The organism is Aurantimonas coralicida DSM 14790 (assembly GCF_000421645.1).
In the GTDB taxonomy this organism is placed as follows: Bacteria; Pseudomonadota; Alphaproteobacteria; order Rhizobiales; family Rhizobiaceae; genus Aurantimonas; species Aurantimonas coralicida.
This window is the reverse complement of sequence record NZ_ATXK01000010.1, coordinates 1-14809: the sequence shown is the minus strand read 5'-3', so window position 1 is coordinate 14809 and position 14809 is coordinate 1. Positions and strand designations below refer to the sequence as shown.

The following is a 14809-nucleotide window of genomic DNA, read 5'->3' as shown; positions in this document are numbered from 1 at the left end:
TCAGGCTGCGTCGAGCTCGCCTTCGGCCTCGACGCGCTCGCGATCAATGGCGCCACGGGCTTCCGGGTCACGATCGACGAATTCGATGACGGCCAGCGGGGCGTTGTCACCGCGGCGGAAGCCGGCCTTCAGAACGCGGGTGTAGCCGCCGTTGCGCTCGGCGTAACGCGGAGCCAGCGTGTCGAACAGCTTGCCGATGACCGACGGGTCGCGAACCTGCGAGATCGCCTGGCGGCGCGCATGCAGATCGCCGCGCTTGCCCAGCGTGATCATCTTCTCGACGATCGGGCGCAGTTCCTTGGCCTTCGGCAGGGTGGTCACGATCTGCTCGTGCAGGATCAGCGAAGCGACCATGTTGGCGAACATCGCCTTACGGTGGCTGGCGGTACGATTAAGCTTACGACCGCGTTTTGCGTGGCGCATGGGATTTCCTCAAGTCAAATAAGCCGGCGTCATTGCGCCGGAAGTCGGGATCTTTGCGTCCCTGCCCCGTTCTCGGGACAGGCCGCCGTTCCTTTGAATGATTGAAATCCTCCCGCCGACGCGGGCGCCGGCGGGAGGCAGTCTCGTTCTAGTACTGGTCTTCGTAGCGCTTGGCCAGATCGTCGATGTTCTCCGGCGGCCAATCCGACACTTCCATGCCGAGATGCAGCCCCATGGACGCGAGAACTTCCTTGATCTCGTTGAGCGACTTGCGGCCGAAATTCGGCGTACGCAGCATCTCCGCCTCGGTCTTCTGAATCAGATCACCGATATAGACGATGTTGTCGTTCTTCAGGCAGTTCGCCGAACGCACGGACAGTTCGAGCTCGTCGACCTTCTTGAGCAGCGCCGGGTTGAAGGCCAGTTCGGCCATCTGTTCCTCGGCACCGGCCGGCGCGCGCTGGTCGCGCTGCGGCTCCTCGAAGTTCACGAACACCGAAAGCTGGTCCTGCAGGATGCGCGCGGCGTAGGCCACGGCGTCCTCGCCGCTGATCGAGCCATCGGTCTCGATCTGCATGGTCAGCTTGTCCTTGTTCAGGTCCTGACCCTCGCGGGTCGCCTCGACCTTGTAGGACACCTTCTTGACCGGCGAGAACAGCGAATCGACCGGGATCAGCCCGATCGGCGCATCCTCGGCGCGGTTCTGGTCGGCCGGGACGTAGCCCTTGCCGGTGTTGACCGTGAACTCCATGCGGATCTCGGCGCCCTCGTCGAGGGTGCAGATCTCGTGCTCGGGGTTCAGGACCTCGATGTCACCGACCGTCTGGATGTCGCCGGCGCGGACGATGCCCGGGCCCTGCTTGCGCACCACCATCCGCTTCGGGCCTTCGCCCTGCATGCCGATGTTGATTTCCTTGACGTTCAGGACGATGTCCGTGACGTCTTCACGGACGCCCGGGATCGAGGAGAACTCGTGCAGAACGCCGTCGATCTGGATGGCCGTAATGGCGGCACCCTGGAGCGACGACAGAAGAACGCGACGCAGCGCGTTGCCGAGCGTCAGGCCGAAGCCGCGCTCCAGCGGCTCGGCCGTCAGGGACGCCTTCGAACGGCTTCCGCCATTCTTGAACACCACCTGGTTCGGCTTGGTAAGATCTTGCCAATTGCTAGCAATCATGCGGATGCCTTTCAGTTTCCTCGCCACCATCCAATCGTGGCGATAGGTCTGAGTGCGGAAGGCGGAACCCTTCCTGTCGGCTGCACACCGCGCTCAGACGAGCGCGGCGAAAAGCATCAGACGCGGCGCTTCTTGCGGGGGCGCACGCCGTTGTGCGGGATCGGCGTGACATCACGGATCGAGGTGATCGTGAAACCGGCGGCCTGCAGCGCGCGGAGCGCCGACTCACGACCCGAACCCGGACCGCGGACTTCGACCTCGAGGGTCTTCATGCCGTGTTCCTGCGCCTTCTTGGCGGCGTCCTCGGCAGCGACCTGCGCGGCGAACGGCGTCGACTTGCGCGAGCCCTTGAAACCCTGCGCGCCAGCCGACGACCAGGCAATCGAGTTGCCCTGCGCATCGGTGATGGTGATCAGCGTGTTGTTGAAGGTCGAGCTCACATGGGCGACGCCCGACGTGATGTTCTTGCGCTCGCGACGGCGAACGCGCTGTGCTTCTTTAGCCATTAAACTGTCCTGTTGATATCGACACCGCCGTAATTCCGGCAGCTACACCACGGCGCGCCCGAGGACGCGCCGCATCGTATGAAACGGTTCCGGAAGGACCCGTCTTACTTCTTCTTGCCGGCGATCGCCTTGGCCGGACCCTTGCGGGTGCGGGCATTGGTGTGCGTGCGCTGACCGCGAACCGGAAGGCTGCGACGATGACGCAGGCCGCGGTAGCAGCCGAGGTCCATCAGACGCTTCACGTTCATTGCGGTCTCGCGACGCAGATCGCCCTCGACGCGGTAGTCGCGATCGATGATCTCACGGATCTGCAGGACTTCAGCGTCGGTCAGGTCGTTGACGCGGCGCTCGTCGCCGAGATTGACCTTCTTGACGATGTCCTTGGCATGGGCAGCGCCGATACCATGGATGTACTGCAGCGCGATGACGACGCGCTTGTTGGTCGGGATGTTGACGCCAGCGATACGGGCCACAACCATACTCCTAGAATTAGATGGGCTCTGGGCCCGCCATACACAAGATGCGGGGCCCTGCAGCCGAAAGCGACCGATGCAGGACTCCGAATGAAGACATGCGCCGATCGCTAAGGATTCGCGAATAGCGCAGGCTATAGATCAGCGGGGCTTGACAAGTCAACCGCCCGCCCCTTGCGGCGGCCGTGGCCGCCGCCGGTTTCGACGCGTCAGGCCTTGCCCGAAACGATGCGCTCGATGCTCTCGGTCACCACGTCGATGGGCTGCATGCCATCGACGGCACGCAGCGTGCCCTTGCAGTGGTAGTAACCGACCAGCGGCGAGGTGTCCTTGTAATAGGACCGCAGCCGGGTGCGCATGGTCTCGGCATTGTCGTCGGGACGGCGCTTGAAATCCGTCGAGCCGCAAACGTCGCAGACGCCCTCGACCTTCGGACGCTTGTCCTCGTCGTGATAGACCGCGCCGCAACTGGCGCAGGAGAAGCGACCGGAGACGCGGTTGACGAGGATATCGTCATCGACCTTGATCTCGATCACATGATCGAGCTTCAGGCCCTTGCGCTCCAGCATCGCCTCGACCGCGTCGGCCTGGTTCAGCGTCCGCGGATACCCGTCGAGGATGAAGCCCTCGGCGCAGTCCGCCTGGTCGATCCGCTCGGAGACGATCGCATTGACGATGTCGTCCGAGACGAGATTGCCGGAATCCATCACCGCCTTGGCTTTCAGCCCGACTTCGGACTGGGCGGTCACAGCCGCCCGCAGCATGTCGCCGGTCGAGAGCTGCGGGATCTTGTGCGTTTCGATCAGGCGCTGCGCCTGGGTGCCCTTCCCGGCTCCCGGCGGCCCCAACAATATCAGCCTCATCTGGCCCCCCGTCTTCCACCCCTGAGTTTCGCCTTCTTCACGAGGCCCTCATACTGGTGCGCCAGGAGGTGCCCCTGCACCTGCGCGACAGTATCCATCGTGACGCTGACGACGATCAGCAGCGACGTGCCGCCAAGATAGAACGGGACACCCACGGCCGAGATCAGGAATTCCGGCAGAAGACAGATGATCACCAGGTAGATGGCGCCGACGACCGTGATGCGGGTCAGCACGTAGTCGATGTATTCGGCCGTGCGCTCGCCCGGACGGATGCCCGGAATGAAGCCGCCATGCTTCTTCAGATTGTCGGCCGTGTCCTTCGGATTGAACACGACGGCCGTGTAGAAGAAGGCGAAGAACGCGATCAGGCCGGCATACATCGCCATGTAGAGCGGCTGGCCGTGGCCGAGCGAAGCGATCGTCGCCGACGCCCAGCCCGGCAGATCCTCCGTGCTGGTGAAATTCGCGATCGTCACCGGCAGAAGCAGGAGCGAGGACGCGAAGATCGGCGGGATGACGCCGGCGGTGTTCAGCTTCAGCGGCAGGTGCGACGTGTCGCCCTGGAACATCCGGTTGCCGACCTGGCGCTTGGGATACTGGATCAGCAGCCGGCGCTGGGCGCGCTCGAAGAACACGATGACCGCGATGCAGGCGACCGCCACGACGATCACCAGAAGGATCACGGCGGTGGACAGCGCGCCGGTGCGGCCGAGCTCGAGGAGATTCGCGATCGCCGAAGGCAGATGCGCCACGATGCCGGCGAAGATGATCAGCGAGATGCCGTTGCCGATGCCGCGGGCGGTGATCTGCTCGCCCAGCCACATCAGGAACATGGTGCCACCGACCAGCGTGATCACCGCGGAGACCTGGAAGAACATGCCCGGATCGACGACGATGCCGGGCTGGGTCTGCAGGCCGGCAGCGATGCCGTAGGCTTGGACCGTGGCCAAAAGCACGGTGCCGTAGCGGGTGTACTGATTAATGACCTTGCGGCCCTGCTCGCCTTCCTTCTTCAGCTGCTCGAGCGACGGAATGACCGACGTCATCAGCTGAATGATGATGGAAGCGGAGATGTAGGGCATAATTCCCAGCGCGAAGATCGCCATGCGTCCGACGGCACCGCCGGAAAACATGTTGAACAGACCGAGAATGCCGGTCGACTGCTGCTGGAAGGCCTGCGCGAGTGCGTCAGGGTTGATGCCCGGCATCGGAATATAGGTGCCGAGCCGATACACCAGAAGCGCACCCAGGGTGAACCAGATGCGCTTCTTGAGATCCTCAGCCTTCGCAAAGGCCGAAAAGTTCAAATTCGCGGCGAGTTGTTCCGCAGCCGATGCCATACTTTACCTGTCTCCGGGGTTGTCCGGCGGGTCGGCATCGAATGCGCGCCCGTACCGTCAGCCGCGCCGTCTACCGGCGGGCTCCTCCATGAGGAAGACCGAGAGATAGACGCCGCGTCCGCCGGGTGCAAGAAGCCTTAGGCTTCCGCTCCCACGGTCTTGATGGAACCACCAGCCTTCTCGACCTTCTCGACGGCCGACTTGGAGGCGCCATCGACGAGGAAGGAGACCTTGGCGGTCAGTTCGCCGTCGCCCAGGACGCGCACGCCGTCCTTGGCGCGACGCACCAGACCGGCAGCCTTGAGGGCTGCGAGATCGACTGTCGCCGAGGCGTCGAGCTTGCCGGCGTCGATCGCCTGCTGCACGCGTCCGAGCGACACGACGTTGAAGTTCTTGGCGAAGATGTTGACGAAGCCGCGCTTCGGCAGACGGCGGAACAGCGGCATCTGGCCGCCCTCGAAGCCGTTGATCGAGACGCCCGAACGGGACTTCTGTCCCTTGACGCCACGACCACCGGTCTTGCCCTTGCCCGAACCGATTCCGCGACCGACACGCTTGCGCGAGTGGGTCGCGCCCTCGACGTCGGAAATCTCATTGAGTTTCATGTTGCTTCTCCTGGTCTACCGGAGGGTGGGCAACGCCCTGCCCTGCGCGGTAGCCCGATGCTCTGGCAAAATTACGGTCTGGTGCGGCCGCGCCCAACGCGATGCCGCTCCACGCACTCGTCAGGCCGGCTCGACCACGCGCACGAGATGGGCGACCTTGGCGATCATCCCACGCACGGCGGGGGTGTCCTCGAGCGTCCGGCGACGGTGCATCTTGTTCAGCCCCAGGCCGATCAGCGTCTGGCGCTGGTCGGCGGAGCGACGGATGGGGCTGCCGGTCTGCACGACGGTGACGGTGCTACCTGCGGTTTTTGTTTCGGCCATCGATTGGCTCCTTCAGTCAAAGCGCGAGGAGTTCGCCGAACTCCCCGCATCCAATCAATCCTCGGAAGCGGCCTGCGCACCGATGACTTCCCGGCGACGTGCCTGGAGCTCGGAGTACTTGATGCCGCGACGCGAAGCGACGTCCTTCGGATGCATGGCCTGCTTCAGGCCGTCGAAGGTCGCGCGAACCATGTTGTAGGGGTTCGACGAGCCGAGCGACTTGGCGACGACGTCATGCATGCCGACGGCTTCGAAGACGGCGCGCATCGGGCCGCCGGCGATGATGCCGGTACCGGCCTCGGCGGCGCGCAGGATGACCTTGCCGGCGCCGTGACGACCGCTGACGTCATGATGCAGCGTACGACCGTCGCGCAGCGGCACGAAGATGAGATCGCGCTTGGCGGCTTCCGTCGCCTTGCGGATGGCCTCCGGCACTTCGCGTGCCTTGCCGTGGCCGAAGCCGACGCGGCCCTTCAAGTCGCCGACGACGACGAGGGCGGCGAAGCCGAAGCGACGGCCACCCTTGACCACCTTGGCAACGCGGTTGATGTGAACGAGCTTGTCGACGAAACCGTCATCGCGGTCTTCACGTCGATCGTTACGAGGCGCCATATCCTGTTCCTTGTTCTTTTCCGGAGGCGTCTGTCGGTGGCGACCGCGTCAAGCGGCCGCAATGATACGGGCGATGCGCCCGAGCGGCCTCAGAAGTTGAGACCGCCTTCACGTGCCGATTCGGCGAGTGCCTTGATCCGGCCGTGATAGATGAACGCGCCACGATCGAAAACCACGTCGGTGACGCCGGCTTCCTTCGCACGCTCGGCGACCAGCTTGCCAACCGCCGCAGCGGCCTCGGTGTCGGCACCCGTCTTCAGCTGCGAACGCAGCGAGGTGTCGAGGGTCGAGGCAGCGGCGAGCGTACGGCCCGCGGTGTCGTCGATGATCTGCGCATAGATGTTCTTCGAAGAGCGATGGACGGACAGCCGAGGACGACCGTTCGCCACCTTCTTGATCGAGCGGCGGATGCGCGAGGCCCGCCGTCGCAGATTTTCCTTCAAGGTAGCCATTACGAGCCCTACTTCTTCTTGCCCTCTTTGCGGACGATCGTCTCGTCAGCATATTTGACGCCCTTGCCCTTGTAGGGCTCGGGGCCGCGGTACTCGCGAATCTCTGCCGCAACCTGCCCGACCCGTTGACGGTCGATGCCCGAGATGACGATCTCGGTTGGCTTGGGCACGGTGATCTGGATACCTTCCGGCACCGGGTAGATCACATCGTGCGAGAAGCCAAGGGCCAGCTGCAGGTTCTTGCCCTGCAGCGAGGCACGATAGCCGACGCCGTTGATCTCGAGCTTCTTCTCGAAACCCGTCTTCACGCCGTTGACGATGTTGGAGATCATCGTGCGGGACATGCCCCACTTGGAGCGTGCATCCTTGGAATTGTCGCGCGGATCCACCTGGACCGCGCCGTCTTCCATCTTCACGAGGACTTCCTCGTTCACCACGAAGGTGAGCTCGCCCTTAGGGCCCTTTGCCGTCACGGTCTGACCGTCGACGGTGGCAGAGACACCCTCCGGCAGTGCGATCGGCTTCTTACCAATACGAGACATTTCGAAACCCTGTGCGTTCGCTGGGCGTCAGTGCCGCCGCGTCAGAAGACGCGGCAGAGCACCTCGCCGCCGACATTCTGTTCACGGGCGCTATGGTCGGCCATGACGCCCTTCGGCGTCGACAGGACCGAGATGCCCAGACCGTTCGCGACCTGCGGAATCGTCTTGGCCGACACATAGACGCGACGACCAGGCTTCGAGACGCGGGCGATCTCCCGGATGACGGGTCCGCCTTCGTAGTACTTCAGCTCGATTTCGTACTCGGACTTGCCGGCAACGAACTCGGTCTGGGTGTAGCCACGGATGTAGCCCTCGTCCTTGAGGACGTCGAGCACACGGCCGCGCAGCTTCGACGCGGGCGTCGTCACCGAGGACTTGTTGCGCATGATGGCGTTGCGGATACGGGTCAGCATATCGCCGAGCGGATCAGACAAAGACATGTCTATACCTCCTTACCAGCTCGACTTCACGATACCGGGGATCTGGCCGTTGTTGCCCAGGTCCCGGAGCGCAATGCGGCTCATCTTCAGCTTGCGATAGTAGGCGCGCGGACGGCCCGTCACCTCGCAGCGGTTACGAATGCGAACCTTCGACCCGTTCCGCGGCAGTTCCGCGAGCTGGAGCTGCGCCTGAAAGCGCTCTTCCATGGGGGCGTCGGCATTCTTGGTGATCGCCTTCAGAGCAGCCCGCTTGGCGGCGTATTTCGCCACCATCTTCTGACGGTGCTTGTTCTGCTCGATCATGCCCTTTTTGGCCATTATCTCGTCCTTTGCTCGTCAGCCGTTACTGGCGGAACGGGAAGTTGAACGCTGTCAGCAGCGCCCGGGCTTCGTCGTCGGTGTTCGCCGTCGTACAGACGATGATGTCCATGCCCCACATCTGATCAACCTTGTCGTAGTTGATCTCCGGGAACACGATGTGCTCCTTGACGCCCATGGCGAAATTGCCACGACCGTCGAAGCTCTTCGGGTTCAGGCCGCGGAAGTCGCGGACACGCGGCAGTGCGATCTGCACCAGCCGGTCCATGAACTCGTACATGCGGTCCTTGCGCAGCGTGACCTTGGCGCCGATCGGCATGCCTTCGCGGACCTTGAAGCCTGCGATGGAGTTGCGCGCATAGGTGATGACCGGCTTCTGGCCCGCGATGCGGCCCAGGTCCTCGGCAGCGACCGTCGGCTTTTTGGAGTCGGCAGTTGCCTCGCCGACGCCCATGTTGATGACGATCTTGTCGACGCGCGGGACCTGCATCTCGTTCTGATACGAGAACTGGTCCTGAAGCGTCTTGCGGACCTCTTCGCGATAGACGCGCTTGAGGCGCGGCTCGTAAGCGGTTTCCGTATCAGCCATTGATCTGCTCTCCCGAGCGCTTGGCGACGCGCACCTTGGTGCCATCGTCGAGTACCTTGAAGCCGACGCGGGTCGCCTTGCCGTCCTTCGGGTCTGCGACCGCCAGGTTGGAAAGCTGAATGCCGGCTTCCTTGTTGATGATGCCGGCTTCCTGGGAAGCGGTCTGACGCTGGTGGCGCTTGATCATGTTGATCCCACGCACCAGTGCACGACCGTCCTTCGGCATCACCTTAATGACTTCACCCGACCGGCCCTTGTCCTTGCCGGCGAGCACGACGACCGTGTCGCCCTTGCGGATCTTCTGCATCGTCCGCTCTCCTTCTTACAGAACTTCGGGGGCCAGCGAGACGATCTTCATGTGGTTCTTGCCGCGAAGCTCGCGGGGAACCGGGCCGAAGATACGGGTGCCGACCGGCTCTTTCTTGTTGTCGATCAGGACCGCGGCGTTCGAATCGAACCGGATCACCGAACCGTCGGCGCGGCGGATGTCCTTGGCGGTACGTACCACCACGGCCTTCATCACGTCGCCCTTCTTCACACGGCCCCGCGGAATTGCCTCCTTCACGGAAACGACGATGATGTCGCCGACCGAGGCATATTTCCGCTTCGAGCCGCCCAATACCTTGATGCACATGACACGACGCGCACCGGAGTTATCCGCGACGTCGAGGTTTGTTTGCATCTGAATCATGTCAGACCGCCTTCAAAGCTTGCTGCCGGGGTGCGCTTGACGCGCGCGTCCCGGCCAAATCATCAACTGGCTGCTGCCGCTTCGCTCGAAACGACGATCCAGCTCTTGTCGCGCGAGATCGGCCGCGTCTCCTCGATGGAGACGATATCGCCGACCTTGTACTGATTGCTCTCGTCGTGCGCCTTGTACTTCTTGGTACGGCGCACGGTCTTCTTGAACAGCGGGTGGGTGAAGCGACGCTCCACCAGGACCACTACCGTCTTGTCGTTCTTGTCGGAGACGACCGTCCCCTGCAGGATACGTTTGGGCATATTCTCGTCCTCAGGCCTTGGCCTCGCCCGCCTTCAGGCGAGAAATCGTCTTGATCCGCGCGATGTCGCGGCGCACCTTGCGCACGCGGGCGGTGTTCTCGAGCTGACCCGTGGCACGCTGGAAGCGCAGGTTGAACTGCTCCTTCTTCAGCTTGGCGAGCTCGTCGGTGAGTTCGTCCTGGGTCATTGTCTTGACGTCGGAAGCTTTCACTTCAAACTCTCCTATTCGGCAATGCGCTGAATGAAGCGCGTACGGATCGGCAGCTTGGCCGCGCCGAGACGAAGCGCCTCGCGGGCCGTCGTCTCGTCGACACCGTCGATCTCGAAGACCACGCGGCCGGGATGCACCCGCGCCGCCCAATAGTCAACGGACCCCTTGCCCTTACCCATGCGGACTTCGGTCGGCTTGGAGGTCACGGGCAGGTCCGGGAAGATCCGGATCCACACGCGGCCTTGGCGCTTCATCTGGCGGGTGATCGCGCGGCGAGCCGCCTCGATCTGACGCGCGGTGACCCGCTCTGGTTCCATCGCCTTCAATCCGAAGGCGCCGAAATTAAGGCCGGTTCCGCCTTTTGCGGTACCGTGAATGCGTCCCTTGAACGCCTTCCGGTACTTTGTGCGCTTTGGCTGCAGCATCTTATGTCACTCCGAATTCGATAAGGCTCAGGCGTGCTCGCGACGACGACCGCCGCCGCCCTGACCCTCGCCTTCGACCTGACGGCGCTCGGAGGCCATCGGATCGTGCTCGAGAATCTCGCCCTTGAAGATCCAGACCTTGACGCCGCAGATGCCGTAGGCCGTCTTGGCTTCGGCAGTCCCGTAGTCAATGTCGGCGCGCAGCGTGTGCAGCGGCACCCGGCCTTCGCGGTACCATTCGGTGCGCGCGATCTCCGCGCCGCCGAGACGGCCACCGCAATTGATGCGGATGCCTTCCGCGCCGAGGCGCATGGCGGACTGGACGGCACGCTTCATCGCACGGCGGAACGCCACGCGGCGCTCGAGCTGCTGGGCGATGGACTGAGCCACCAGGGTCGCATCGGTCTCGGGCTTGCGCACCTCGACAATGTTGATGTGCGTCTCGGCGTTGGTCATCGCAGCGAGCTTCTTGCGAAGCTTCTCGATGTCGGCGCCCTTCTTGCCGATGACGATGCCCGGACGTGCCGAGTGGATCGTAATGCGGCACTTCTTGTGCGGACGCTCGATGACGATCTTGGAGACCGCGGCCTGCTTCAGCTCGTTGAGCAGATAGGCGCGGATCTTCAGATCCTCGTGCAGCAGGTGACCGTACTCGCCGGTGTTCGCATACCAGCGCGAATCCCAGGTGCGGTTGATGCCGAGCCGAAAACCGGTCGGATTGATCTTCTGACCCATTATGCGGCCTCCTCGATTGCGGCGATCTCGCGCACGACGATCGTCAGATGCGAGAACGGCTTCTCGACGCGGCTGGCACGACCGCGACCGCGGGCATGAAAGCGCTTCATCGTGATCGACTTGCCGACATAAGCCTCGGCGACGACCAGCGAATCGACGTCGAGATCATGGTTGTTCTCGGCGTTGGCGATGGCGCTTTCCAGCGTCTTCTTGACCGTCTCGGCGATCCGCTTGCGCGAGAAGGTCAGATCCGCGAGTGCGGCGTCGACCTTCTTGCCGCGGATCATCTGCGCGACGAGGTTCAGTTTCTGCGGGCTGACACGGATCGTCCGGGCGACCGCTCTCGCCTCGTTCTCCGACAGCCGACGTTCGGCTTTGGCCTTGCCCATTGCTACTTCCTCTTCGCCTTCTTGTCGGCGCCGTGGCCGTAATAGGTGCGGGTCGGAGCGAACTCGCCGAACTTGTGTCCGACCATATCCTCGTTGACCGACACCGGAATGTGCTTCGAGCCGTTGTAGACGCCGAAGGTCTGACCGACGAACTGGGGCAGGATCGTCGAACGACGGCTCCAGATCTTGATCACATCGTTGCGGCCGCTCTCGCGCCCCTTCTCGGCTTTCTTGAGAAGGTAGCCATCGACGAACGGACCCTTCCAGACGGAACGTGTCATGAAGAAATCCTCTTACTTCTTGCGCTGATGGCGCGAGCGCATGATGAACTTGTCAGTCGACTTGTTCTGGCGGGTACGCTTGCCCTTGGTCGGCTTGCCCCACGGCGAAACCGGGTGACGACCACCGGACGTACGACCTTCACCACCACCATGCGGGTGATCGACGGGGTTCATCACGACACCGCGAACGTGCGGGCGACGACCCAGCCAGCGCGAACGACCAGCCTTGCCGAGGTTGATGTTCGAGTGATCGGCGTTGGAGACCGCGCCGACCGTCGCGAGACAGGACGACGGGACCAGGCGCTGCTCGCCCGAATTCAGGCGCAGGATTGCGAGACCCGAGTCACGACCGACGAGCTGCGCATAGGCGCCAGCCGAACGGGCGATCTGACCACCCTTCTCCGGCTTCATCTCGACATTGTGGACGATCGTGCCGACCGGCATGGCCGACAGCGGCATCGCGTTGCCCGGCTTGACGTCGACGCCGGACAGGCCCGAGATCACCGTGTCGCCAGCAGCCACGCGCTGCGGCGCCAGGATGTAGGCGAACTCGCCATCCTCGTACTTCAGCAGCGCGATGAAGGCGGTGCGGTTCGGATCGTACTCGATCCGCTCGACCGTCGCCGACACGTCGAACTTGCGACGCTTGAAGTCGATGATGCGGTAGGTCCGCTTGTGACCGCCGCCCTGGTAGCGAGCCGTGACGCGACCGGCATTGTTGCGGCCGCCCTTCTGGCTGAGACCCTCGGTCAACTGCTTGACCGGCTTGCCCTTCCAGAGGCCCGAGCGATCGACGATGACCAGCTGACGCTGGCTCGGCGTGTTCGGTTTGAAATTCTTAAGTGCCATTGCCTAGCTCCCTCCGGTCCCGATCAAAGACCGGTCGAGACGTCGATGGACTGGCCTTCGGCCAACGTCACGACGGCTTTTTTCTGATCGCTCTGGCGGCCGATGCGGCCACGGAAGCGCTTGACCTTGCCCTTGCGGACCATGGTGTTGACGGCGGTCACCTTGACATTGAAGAGCGCCTCGACGGCGGCCTTGATGTCCGGCTTGGTCGCCGTCCCCGGGACGTTGAAGACCACCTGGTTGTTGTCGGACAGAAGCGTCGACTTTTCGGTGATCACCGGGCTCGTGATGACGTCGTAATGGCGCAGATCGGTCATTTGAACCGCTCCTCGAGAGCCTCGACCGCAGCCTTCGACAGAACCAGCGTCTGGCGGCGGAGAATGTCGTAGACGTTGATGCCCTGAACCGGCAGCACGTCCATTTGCGGGATGTTGCGAGCCGAGCGCGTGAAGTTCGCGTCGAGCTCCGCACCACCGATGAACAGCGCGTTGGTCAGGCCCAGATCGGCGAAGGTCTTGACCATCGCCTTGGTCTTGCCCTCAGCAGCCTTCAGCTCGTCGATGACGACGATGCCGCCCGACTTCGCCTTGGCCGACAGCGCATGGCGCAGGGCCAGAGCCCGCACCTTCTTCGGCAGGTCATGCGCATGGCTGCGCGAGACCGGACCGTGGGCCTTGCCACCACCGCGGAACTGCGGCGCACGCGCCGAGCCGTGACGGGCACGACCGGTGCCCTTCTGGCGGTACAGCTTCGCGCCGGTCCGTGCGATTTCCGCACGGCCGAGGGTCTGGTGGGACCCCTGCTGGCGCTTGGCCAGCTGCCAGCGAACCATGCGCTGAAGAATGTCTTCGCGCGGCTCGAGACCGAAGATGTCGTCGGCCAGGGTAGCCGTGCCGGCGTCCTTGCCGTCGAGGCTTTTGATCGTAACGTCCATTATTCCGCTCCCTCGGAAGCGTCCGCGGTCTCGACAGCAGCACCGTTTCCGGCGTTGCGGAGCGCGGCCGGCTTCGGCGCGTTGTCGGGCAGCGACGCCTTCACGGCGTCACGAATTTCGATCCAGCCACCCTTGGAGCCCGGGACGGCGCCACGAACCAGGATCAGGCCCTTCTCGGGATCGGTGCGCACGACCTGCAGGTTCTGCGTGGTCACGCGGACGTCGCCCATATGGCCGGCCATCTTCTTGTTCTTGAAGACCTTGCCGGGATCCTGACGCTGACCGGTCGAACCGTGCGAACGGTGCGAGACGGACACGCCGTGGGTGGCGCGCAGGCCGCCGAAGTTGTGGCGCTTCATCGCGCCGGCGAAGCCCTTACCGATCGAGGTGCCGGTCACGTCGACCATCTGGCCCGGCACGAAGTGCTCGGCCGTGATCTCGGCACCGACGTCGATCATGTTGTCGTCCGACACGCGGAACTCGACGAGCTTGCGCTTCGGTTCGACCGAAGCCTGGGCAAACACGCCGCGCATCGGCTTGGACGTGTTCTTGACCTTGGCGAGGCCAGCGCCGACCTGGACGGCGGTGTAACCGTTCTTTTCCTTGGTCCGCTGGGCGACGACCTGGAGGTTCTCGACCTTCAGGACGGTGACCGGAACATGCTCACCGACGTCGTTGTAGACGCGGGTCATGCCGACCTTCTGTGCTATCACACCTGAACGCATGGGCGTTATCCTTCCCGTGCTCGGATCAGAGCTTGATCTCGACATCAACGCCGGCGGCGAGGTCGAGCTTCATGAGCGCATCAACCGTCTGCGGCGTCGGATCGACAATGTCGAGGAGCCGCTTGTGGGTGCGCATTTCGAACTGCTCGCGCGACTTCTTGTCGACGTGCGGCGAACGGTTCACGGTAAACTTTTCGATCCGCGTCGGCAGCGGGATCGGCCCCCGCACATTCGCGCCGGTGCGCTTAGCGGTCGACACGATCTCGCGGGTCGACGCATCGAGAACCCGGTGATCGAACGCCTTGAGGCGGATGCGGATATTCTGGCCGTTCATTTTATTCGTCCTCTCGTCGGAGACCACCGGCGCGGCGGCGCTTTCCGAGCGCTTGTCTTGTCAAAGCAGCCAATGTCGCGCGGGGCGAACCCCGGCTCGCCCGTGGGGGGCAAAGAACCGGGGACGCCGCTCTCAAGCGCGCGGCGTCCCCGAGATCGCTTCGTCCTACTCGATGATCGAGGCGACGATGCCGGCGCCGACGGTGCGGCCGCCTTCGCGGATGGCGAAGCGCAGCTTGTCTTCCATCGCGATCGGCACGA

28 protein-coding genes are annotated in these 14809 nt (G+C 63.5%); all 28 read right to left on the bottom strand.

Annotated features, from left to right (window positions below):
• Positions 1-423: a 50S ribosomal protein L17 gene (gene rplQ, locus H536_RS0117595; RefSeq protein ID WP_009209711.1), complete on the bottom strand. Its 423-nt coding sequence runs from the start codon at positions 421-423 to the stop codon at positions 1-3.
• 148 nt (positions 424-571) lie between these two features.
• Entirely contained in the window at positions 572-1600 is a 1029-nt protein-coding gene (locus tag H536_RS0117590; RefSeq protein WP_009209712.1) for a DNA-directed RNA polymerase subunit alpha, read from the bottom strand.
• 116 nt (positions 1601-1716) lie between these two features.
• The gene (rpsK, locus tag H536_RS0117585; protein WP_009209713.1) at positions 1717-2106 is read right to left on the bottom strand and encodes a 30S ribosomal protein S11; all 390 of its coding nucleotides are present in this window, start codon (positions 2104-2106) and stop codon (positions 1717-1719) included.
• Between the two features lie 104 nt (positions 2107-2210).
• Positions 2211-2579: a 30S ribosomal protein S13 gene (rpsM, locus tag H536_RS0117580; protein WP_009209714.1), complete on the bottom strand. Its 369-nt coding sequence runs from the start codon at positions 2577-2579 to the stop codon at positions 2211-2213.
• A 209-nt stretch (positions 2580-2788) separates the two neighbouring features.
• Entirely contained in the window at positions 2789-3442 is a 654-nt protein-coding gene (locus tag H536_RS0117575) for an adenylate kinase (RefSeq protein ID WP_009209715.1), read from the bottom strand.
• On the bottom strand, positions 3439-4782 hold the full coding sequence (secY, locus tag H536_RS0117570) for a preprotein translocase subunit SecY (RefSeq protein WP_024351698.1): 1344 nt from the start codon (positions 4780-4782) through the stop codon (positions 3439-3441). The genes H536_RS0117575 and secY overlap by 4 nt, the downstream gene beginning before the upstream one ends.
• A 137-nt stretch (positions 4783-4919) precedes the next feature.
• Entirely contained in the window at positions 4920-5387 is a 468-nt protein-coding gene (gene rplO / locus H536_RS0117565; protein ID WP_009209717.1) for a 50S ribosomal protein L15, read from the bottom strand.
• A gap of 120 nt (positions 5388-5507) precedes the next feature.
• A complete protein-coding gene (gene rpmD, locus H536_RS0117560; protein WP_024351697.1) occupies positions 5508-5711 on the bottom strand; it encodes a 50S ribosomal protein L30 in 204 nt (67 codons plus the stop codon).
• A 54-nt stretch (positions 5712-5765) separates the two neighbouring features.
• Positions 5766-6323 carry a 30S ribosomal protein S5 gene (gene rpsE / locus H536_RS0117555; RefSeq protein ID WP_009209718.1) on the bottom strand — a complete coding sequence of 186 codons (558 nt, stop codon included), beginning with the start codon at positions 6321-6323 and terminating at the stop codon, positions 5766-5768.
• A gap of 89 nt (positions 6324-6412) precedes the next feature.
• The gene (gene rplR, locus H536_RS0117550) at positions 6413-6775 is read right to left on the bottom strand and encodes a 50S ribosomal protein L18 (RefSeq protein WP_009209719.1); all 363 of its coding nucleotides are present in this window, start codon (positions 6773-6775) and stop codon (positions 6413-6415) included.
• An 8-nt stretch (positions 6776-6783) separates the two neighbouring features.
• A complete protein-coding gene (gene rplF, locus H536_RS0117545; protein ID WP_009209720.1) occupies positions 6784-7317 on the bottom strand; it encodes a 50S ribosomal protein L6 in 534 nt (177 codons plus the stop codon).
• A 41-nt stretch (positions 7318-7358) separates the two neighbouring features.
• Complete coding sequence (gene rpsH, locus H536_RS0117540; protein WP_009209721.1) at positions 7359-7757, bottom strand: 30S ribosomal protein S8; 399 nt, start codon at positions 7755-7757, stop codon at positions 7359-7361.
• Positions 7758-7769: 12 nt separating this feature from the next.
• On the bottom strand, positions 7770-8075 hold the full coding sequence (gene rpsN / locus H536_RS0117535; RefSeq protein WP_009209722.1) for a 30S ribosomal protein S14: 306 nt from the start codon (positions 8073-8075) through the stop codon (positions 7770-7772).
• A gap of 25 nt (positions 8076-8100) precedes the next feature.
• Positions 8101-8664: a 50S ribosomal protein L5 gene (gene rplE, locus H536_RS0117530; protein ID WP_024351696.1), complete on the bottom strand. Its 564-nt coding sequence runs from the start codon at positions 8662-8664 to the stop codon at positions 8101-8103.
• The gene (gene rplX, locus H536_RS0117525; RefSeq protein ID WP_009209724.1) at positions 8657-8971 is read right to left on the bottom strand and encodes a 50S ribosomal protein L24; all 315 of its coding nucleotides are present in this window, start codon (positions 8969-8971) and stop codon (positions 8657-8659) included. Before rplX ends, rplE begins: the two co-directional genes overlap by 8 nt.
• A 15-nt stretch (positions 8972-8986) precedes the next feature.
• Positions 8987-9355 (bottom strand): 50S ribosomal protein L14, encoded by a 369-nt coding sequence (gene rplN / locus H536_RS0117520; RefSeq protein WP_009209725.1) that lies wholly within the window; start codon positions 9353-9355, stop codon positions 8987-8989.
• A gap of 62 nt (positions 9356-9417) precedes the next feature.
• Positions 9418-9666, bottom strand: coding sequence for a 30S ribosomal protein S17 (rpsQ, locus tag H536_RS0117515; RefSeq protein WP_024351695.1), 249 nt, complete (start codon positions 9664-9666; stop codon positions 9418-9420).
• A 10-nt stretch (positions 9667-9676) separates the two neighbouring features.
• Positions 9677-9877 (bottom strand): 50S ribosomal protein L29, encoded by a 201-nt coding sequence (gene rpmC / locus H536_RS0117510; protein WP_009209726.1) that lies wholly within the window; start codon positions 9875-9877, stop codon positions 9677-9679.
• 11 nt (positions 9878-9888) lie between these two features.
• Entirely contained in the window at positions 9889-10302 is a 414-nt protein-coding gene (gene rplP, locus H536_RS0117505) for a 50S ribosomal protein L16 (RefSeq protein WP_009209727.1), read from the bottom strand.
• Positions 10303-10329: 27 nt separating this feature from the next.
• Positions 10330-11037 carry a 30S ribosomal protein S3 gene (gene rpsC / locus H536_RS0117500; protein WP_009209728.1) on the bottom strand — a complete coding sequence of 236 codons (708 nt, stop codon included), beginning with the start codon at positions 11035-11037 and terminating at the stop codon, positions 10330-10332.
• Entirely contained in the window at positions 11037-11426 is a 390-nt protein-coding gene (rplV, locus tag H536_RS0117495) for a 50S ribosomal protein L22 (protein WP_009209729.1), read from the bottom strand. Before rplV ends, rpsC begins: the two co-directional genes overlap by 1 nt.
• Before the next feature lie 2 nt (positions 11427-11428).
• Positions 11429-11707, bottom strand: a complete 279-nt coding sequence (gene rpsS, locus H536_RS0117490) for a 30S ribosomal protein S19 (RefSeq protein ID WP_024351694.1) — start codon at positions 11705-11707, stop codon at positions 11429-11431.
• Positions 11708-11719: 12 nt separating this feature from the next.
• A complete protein-coding gene (gene rplB, locus H536_RS0117485; RefSeq protein WP_009209730.1) occupies positions 11720-12556 on the bottom strand; it encodes a 50S ribosomal protein L2 in 837 nt (278 codons plus the stop codon).
• A gap of 23 nt (positions 12557-12579) precedes the next feature.
• Entirely contained in the window at positions 12580-12873 is a 294-nt protein-coding gene (locus H536_RS0117480; RefSeq protein ID WP_024351693.1) for a 50S ribosomal protein L23, read from the bottom strand.
• Positions 12870-13490, bottom strand: coding sequence for a 50S ribosomal protein L4 (gene rplD, locus H536_RS0117475; RefSeq protein WP_009209731.1), 621 nt, complete (start codon positions 13488-13490; stop codon positions 12870-12872). The genes H536_RS0117480 and rplD overlap by 4 nt, the downstream gene beginning before the upstream one ends.
• Entirely contained in the window at positions 13490-14215 is a 726-nt protein-coding gene (rplC, locus tag H536_RS0117470; RefSeq protein WP_024351692.1) for a 50S ribosomal protein L3, read from the bottom strand. Before rplC ends, rplD begins: the two co-directional genes overlap by 1 nt.
• Positions 14216-14240: 25 nt before the next feature.
• Positions 14241-14549, bottom strand: a complete 309-nt coding sequence (gene rpsJ / locus H536_RS0117465) for a 30S ribosomal protein S10 (RefSeq protein ID WP_006205468.1) — start codon at positions 14547-14549, stop codon at positions 14241-14243.
• A gap of 165 nt (positions 14550-14714) precedes the next feature.
• On the bottom strand, positions 14715-14809 hold a 95-nt coding region (locus H536_RS23845), incomplete at its 5' end, for an EF-Tu C-terminal domain-related protein (protein WP_155898537.1).

Excerpts from the sequence above, each read along its gene's own strand:
- rplQ (WP_009209711.1), bottom strand. The coding sequence starts at position 423 with ATGCGCCACGCAAAACGCGGTCGTAAGCTTAATCGTACCGCCAGCCAC.
- H536_RS0117590 (WP_009209712.1), bottom strand. The coding sequence starts at position 1,600 with ATGATTGCTAGCAATTGGCAAGATCTTACCAAGCCGAACCAGGTGGTG.
- rpsK (WP_009209713.1), bottom strand. The coding sequence starts at position 2,106 with ATGGCTAAAGAAGCACAGCGCGTTCGCCGTCGCGAGCGCAAGAACATC.
- H536_RS0117575 (WP_009209715.1), bottom strand. The coding sequence starts at position 3,442 with ATGAGGCTGATATTGTTGGGGCCGCCGGGAGCCGGGAAGGGCACCCAG.
- secY (WP_024351698.1), bottom strand. The coding sequence starts at position 4,782 with ATGGCATCGGCTGCGGAACAACTCGCCGCGAATTTGAACTTTTCGGCC.
- rplO (WP_009209717.1), bottom strand. The coding sequence starts at position 5,387 with ATGAAACTCAATGAGATTTCCGACGTCGAGGGCGCGACCCACTCGCGC.
- rpmD (WP_024351697.1), bottom strand. The coding sequence starts at position 5,711 with ATGGCCGAAACAAAAACCGCAGGTAGCACCGTCACCGTCGTGCAGACC.
- rpsE (WP_009209718.1), bottom strand. The coding sequence starts at position 6,323 with ATGGCGCCTCGTAACGATCGACGTGAAGACCGCGATGACGGTTTCGTC.
- rplR (WP_009209719.1), bottom strand. The coding sequence starts at position 6,775 with ATGGCTACCTTGAAGGAAAATCTGCGACGGCGGGCCTCGCGCATCCGC.
- rplF (WP_009209720.1), bottom strand. The coding sequence starts at position 7,317 with ATGTCTCGTATTGGTAAGAAGCCGATCGCACTGCCGGAGGGTGTCTCT.
- rpsH (WP_009209721.1), bottom strand. The coding sequence starts at position 7,757 with ATGTCTTTGTCTGATCCGCTCGGCGATATGCTGACCCGTATCCGCAAC.
- rpsN (WP_009209722.1), bottom strand. The coding sequence starts at position 8,075 with ATGGCCAAAAAGGGCATGATCGAGCAGAACAAGCACCGTCAGAAGATG.
- rplE (WP_024351696.1), bottom strand. The coding sequence starts at position 8,664 with ATGGCTGATACGGAAACCGCTTACGAGCCGCGCCTCAAGCGCGTCTAT.
- rplX (WP_009209724.1), bottom strand. The coding sequence starts at position 8,971 with ATGCAGAAGATCCGCAAGGGCGACACGGTCGTCGTGCTCGCCGGCAAG.
- rplN (WP_009209725.1), bottom strand. The coding sequence starts at position 9,355 with ATGATTCAGATGCAAACAAACCTCGACGTCGCGGATAACTCCGGTGCG.
- rpsQ (WP_024351695.1), bottom strand. The coding sequence starts at position 9,666 with ATGCCCAAACGTATCCTGCAGGGGACGGTCGTCTCCGACAAGAACGAC.
- rplP (WP_009209727.1), bottom strand. The coding sequence starts at position 10,302 with ATGCTGCAGCCAAAGCGCACAAAGTACCGGAAGGCGTTCAAGGGACGC.
- rpsC (WP_009209728.1), bottom strand. The coding sequence starts at position 11,037 with ATGGGTCAGAAGATCAATCCGACCGGTTTTCGGCTCGGCATCAACCGC.
- rplV (WP_009209729.1), bottom strand. The coding sequence starts at position 11,426 with ATGGGCAAGGCCAAAGCCGAACGTCGGCTGTCGGAGAACGAGGCGAGA.
- rpsS (WP_024351694.1), bottom strand. The coding sequence starts at position 11,707 with ATGACACGTTCCGTCTGGAAGGGTCCGTTCGTCGATGGCTACCTTCTC.
- rplB (WP_009209730.1), bottom strand. The coding sequence starts at position 12,556 with ATGGCACTTAAGAATTTCAAACCGAACACGCCGAGCCAGCGTCAGCTG.
- H536_RS0117480 (WP_024351693.1), bottom strand. The coding sequence starts at position 12,873 with ATGACCGATCTGCGCCATTACGACGTCATCACGAGCCCGGTGATCACC.
- rplD (WP_009209731.1), bottom strand. The coding sequence starts at position 13,490 with ATGGACGTTACGATCAAAAGCCTCGACGGCAAGGACGCCGGCACGGCT.
- rplC (WP_024351692.1), bottom strand. The coding sequence starts at position 14,215 with ATGCGTTCAGGTGTGATAGCACAGAAGGTCGGCATGACCCGCGTCTAC.
- rpsJ (WP_006205468.1), bottom strand. The coding sequence starts at position 14,549 with ATGAACGGCCAGAATATCCGCATCCGCCTCAAGGCGTTCGATCACCGG.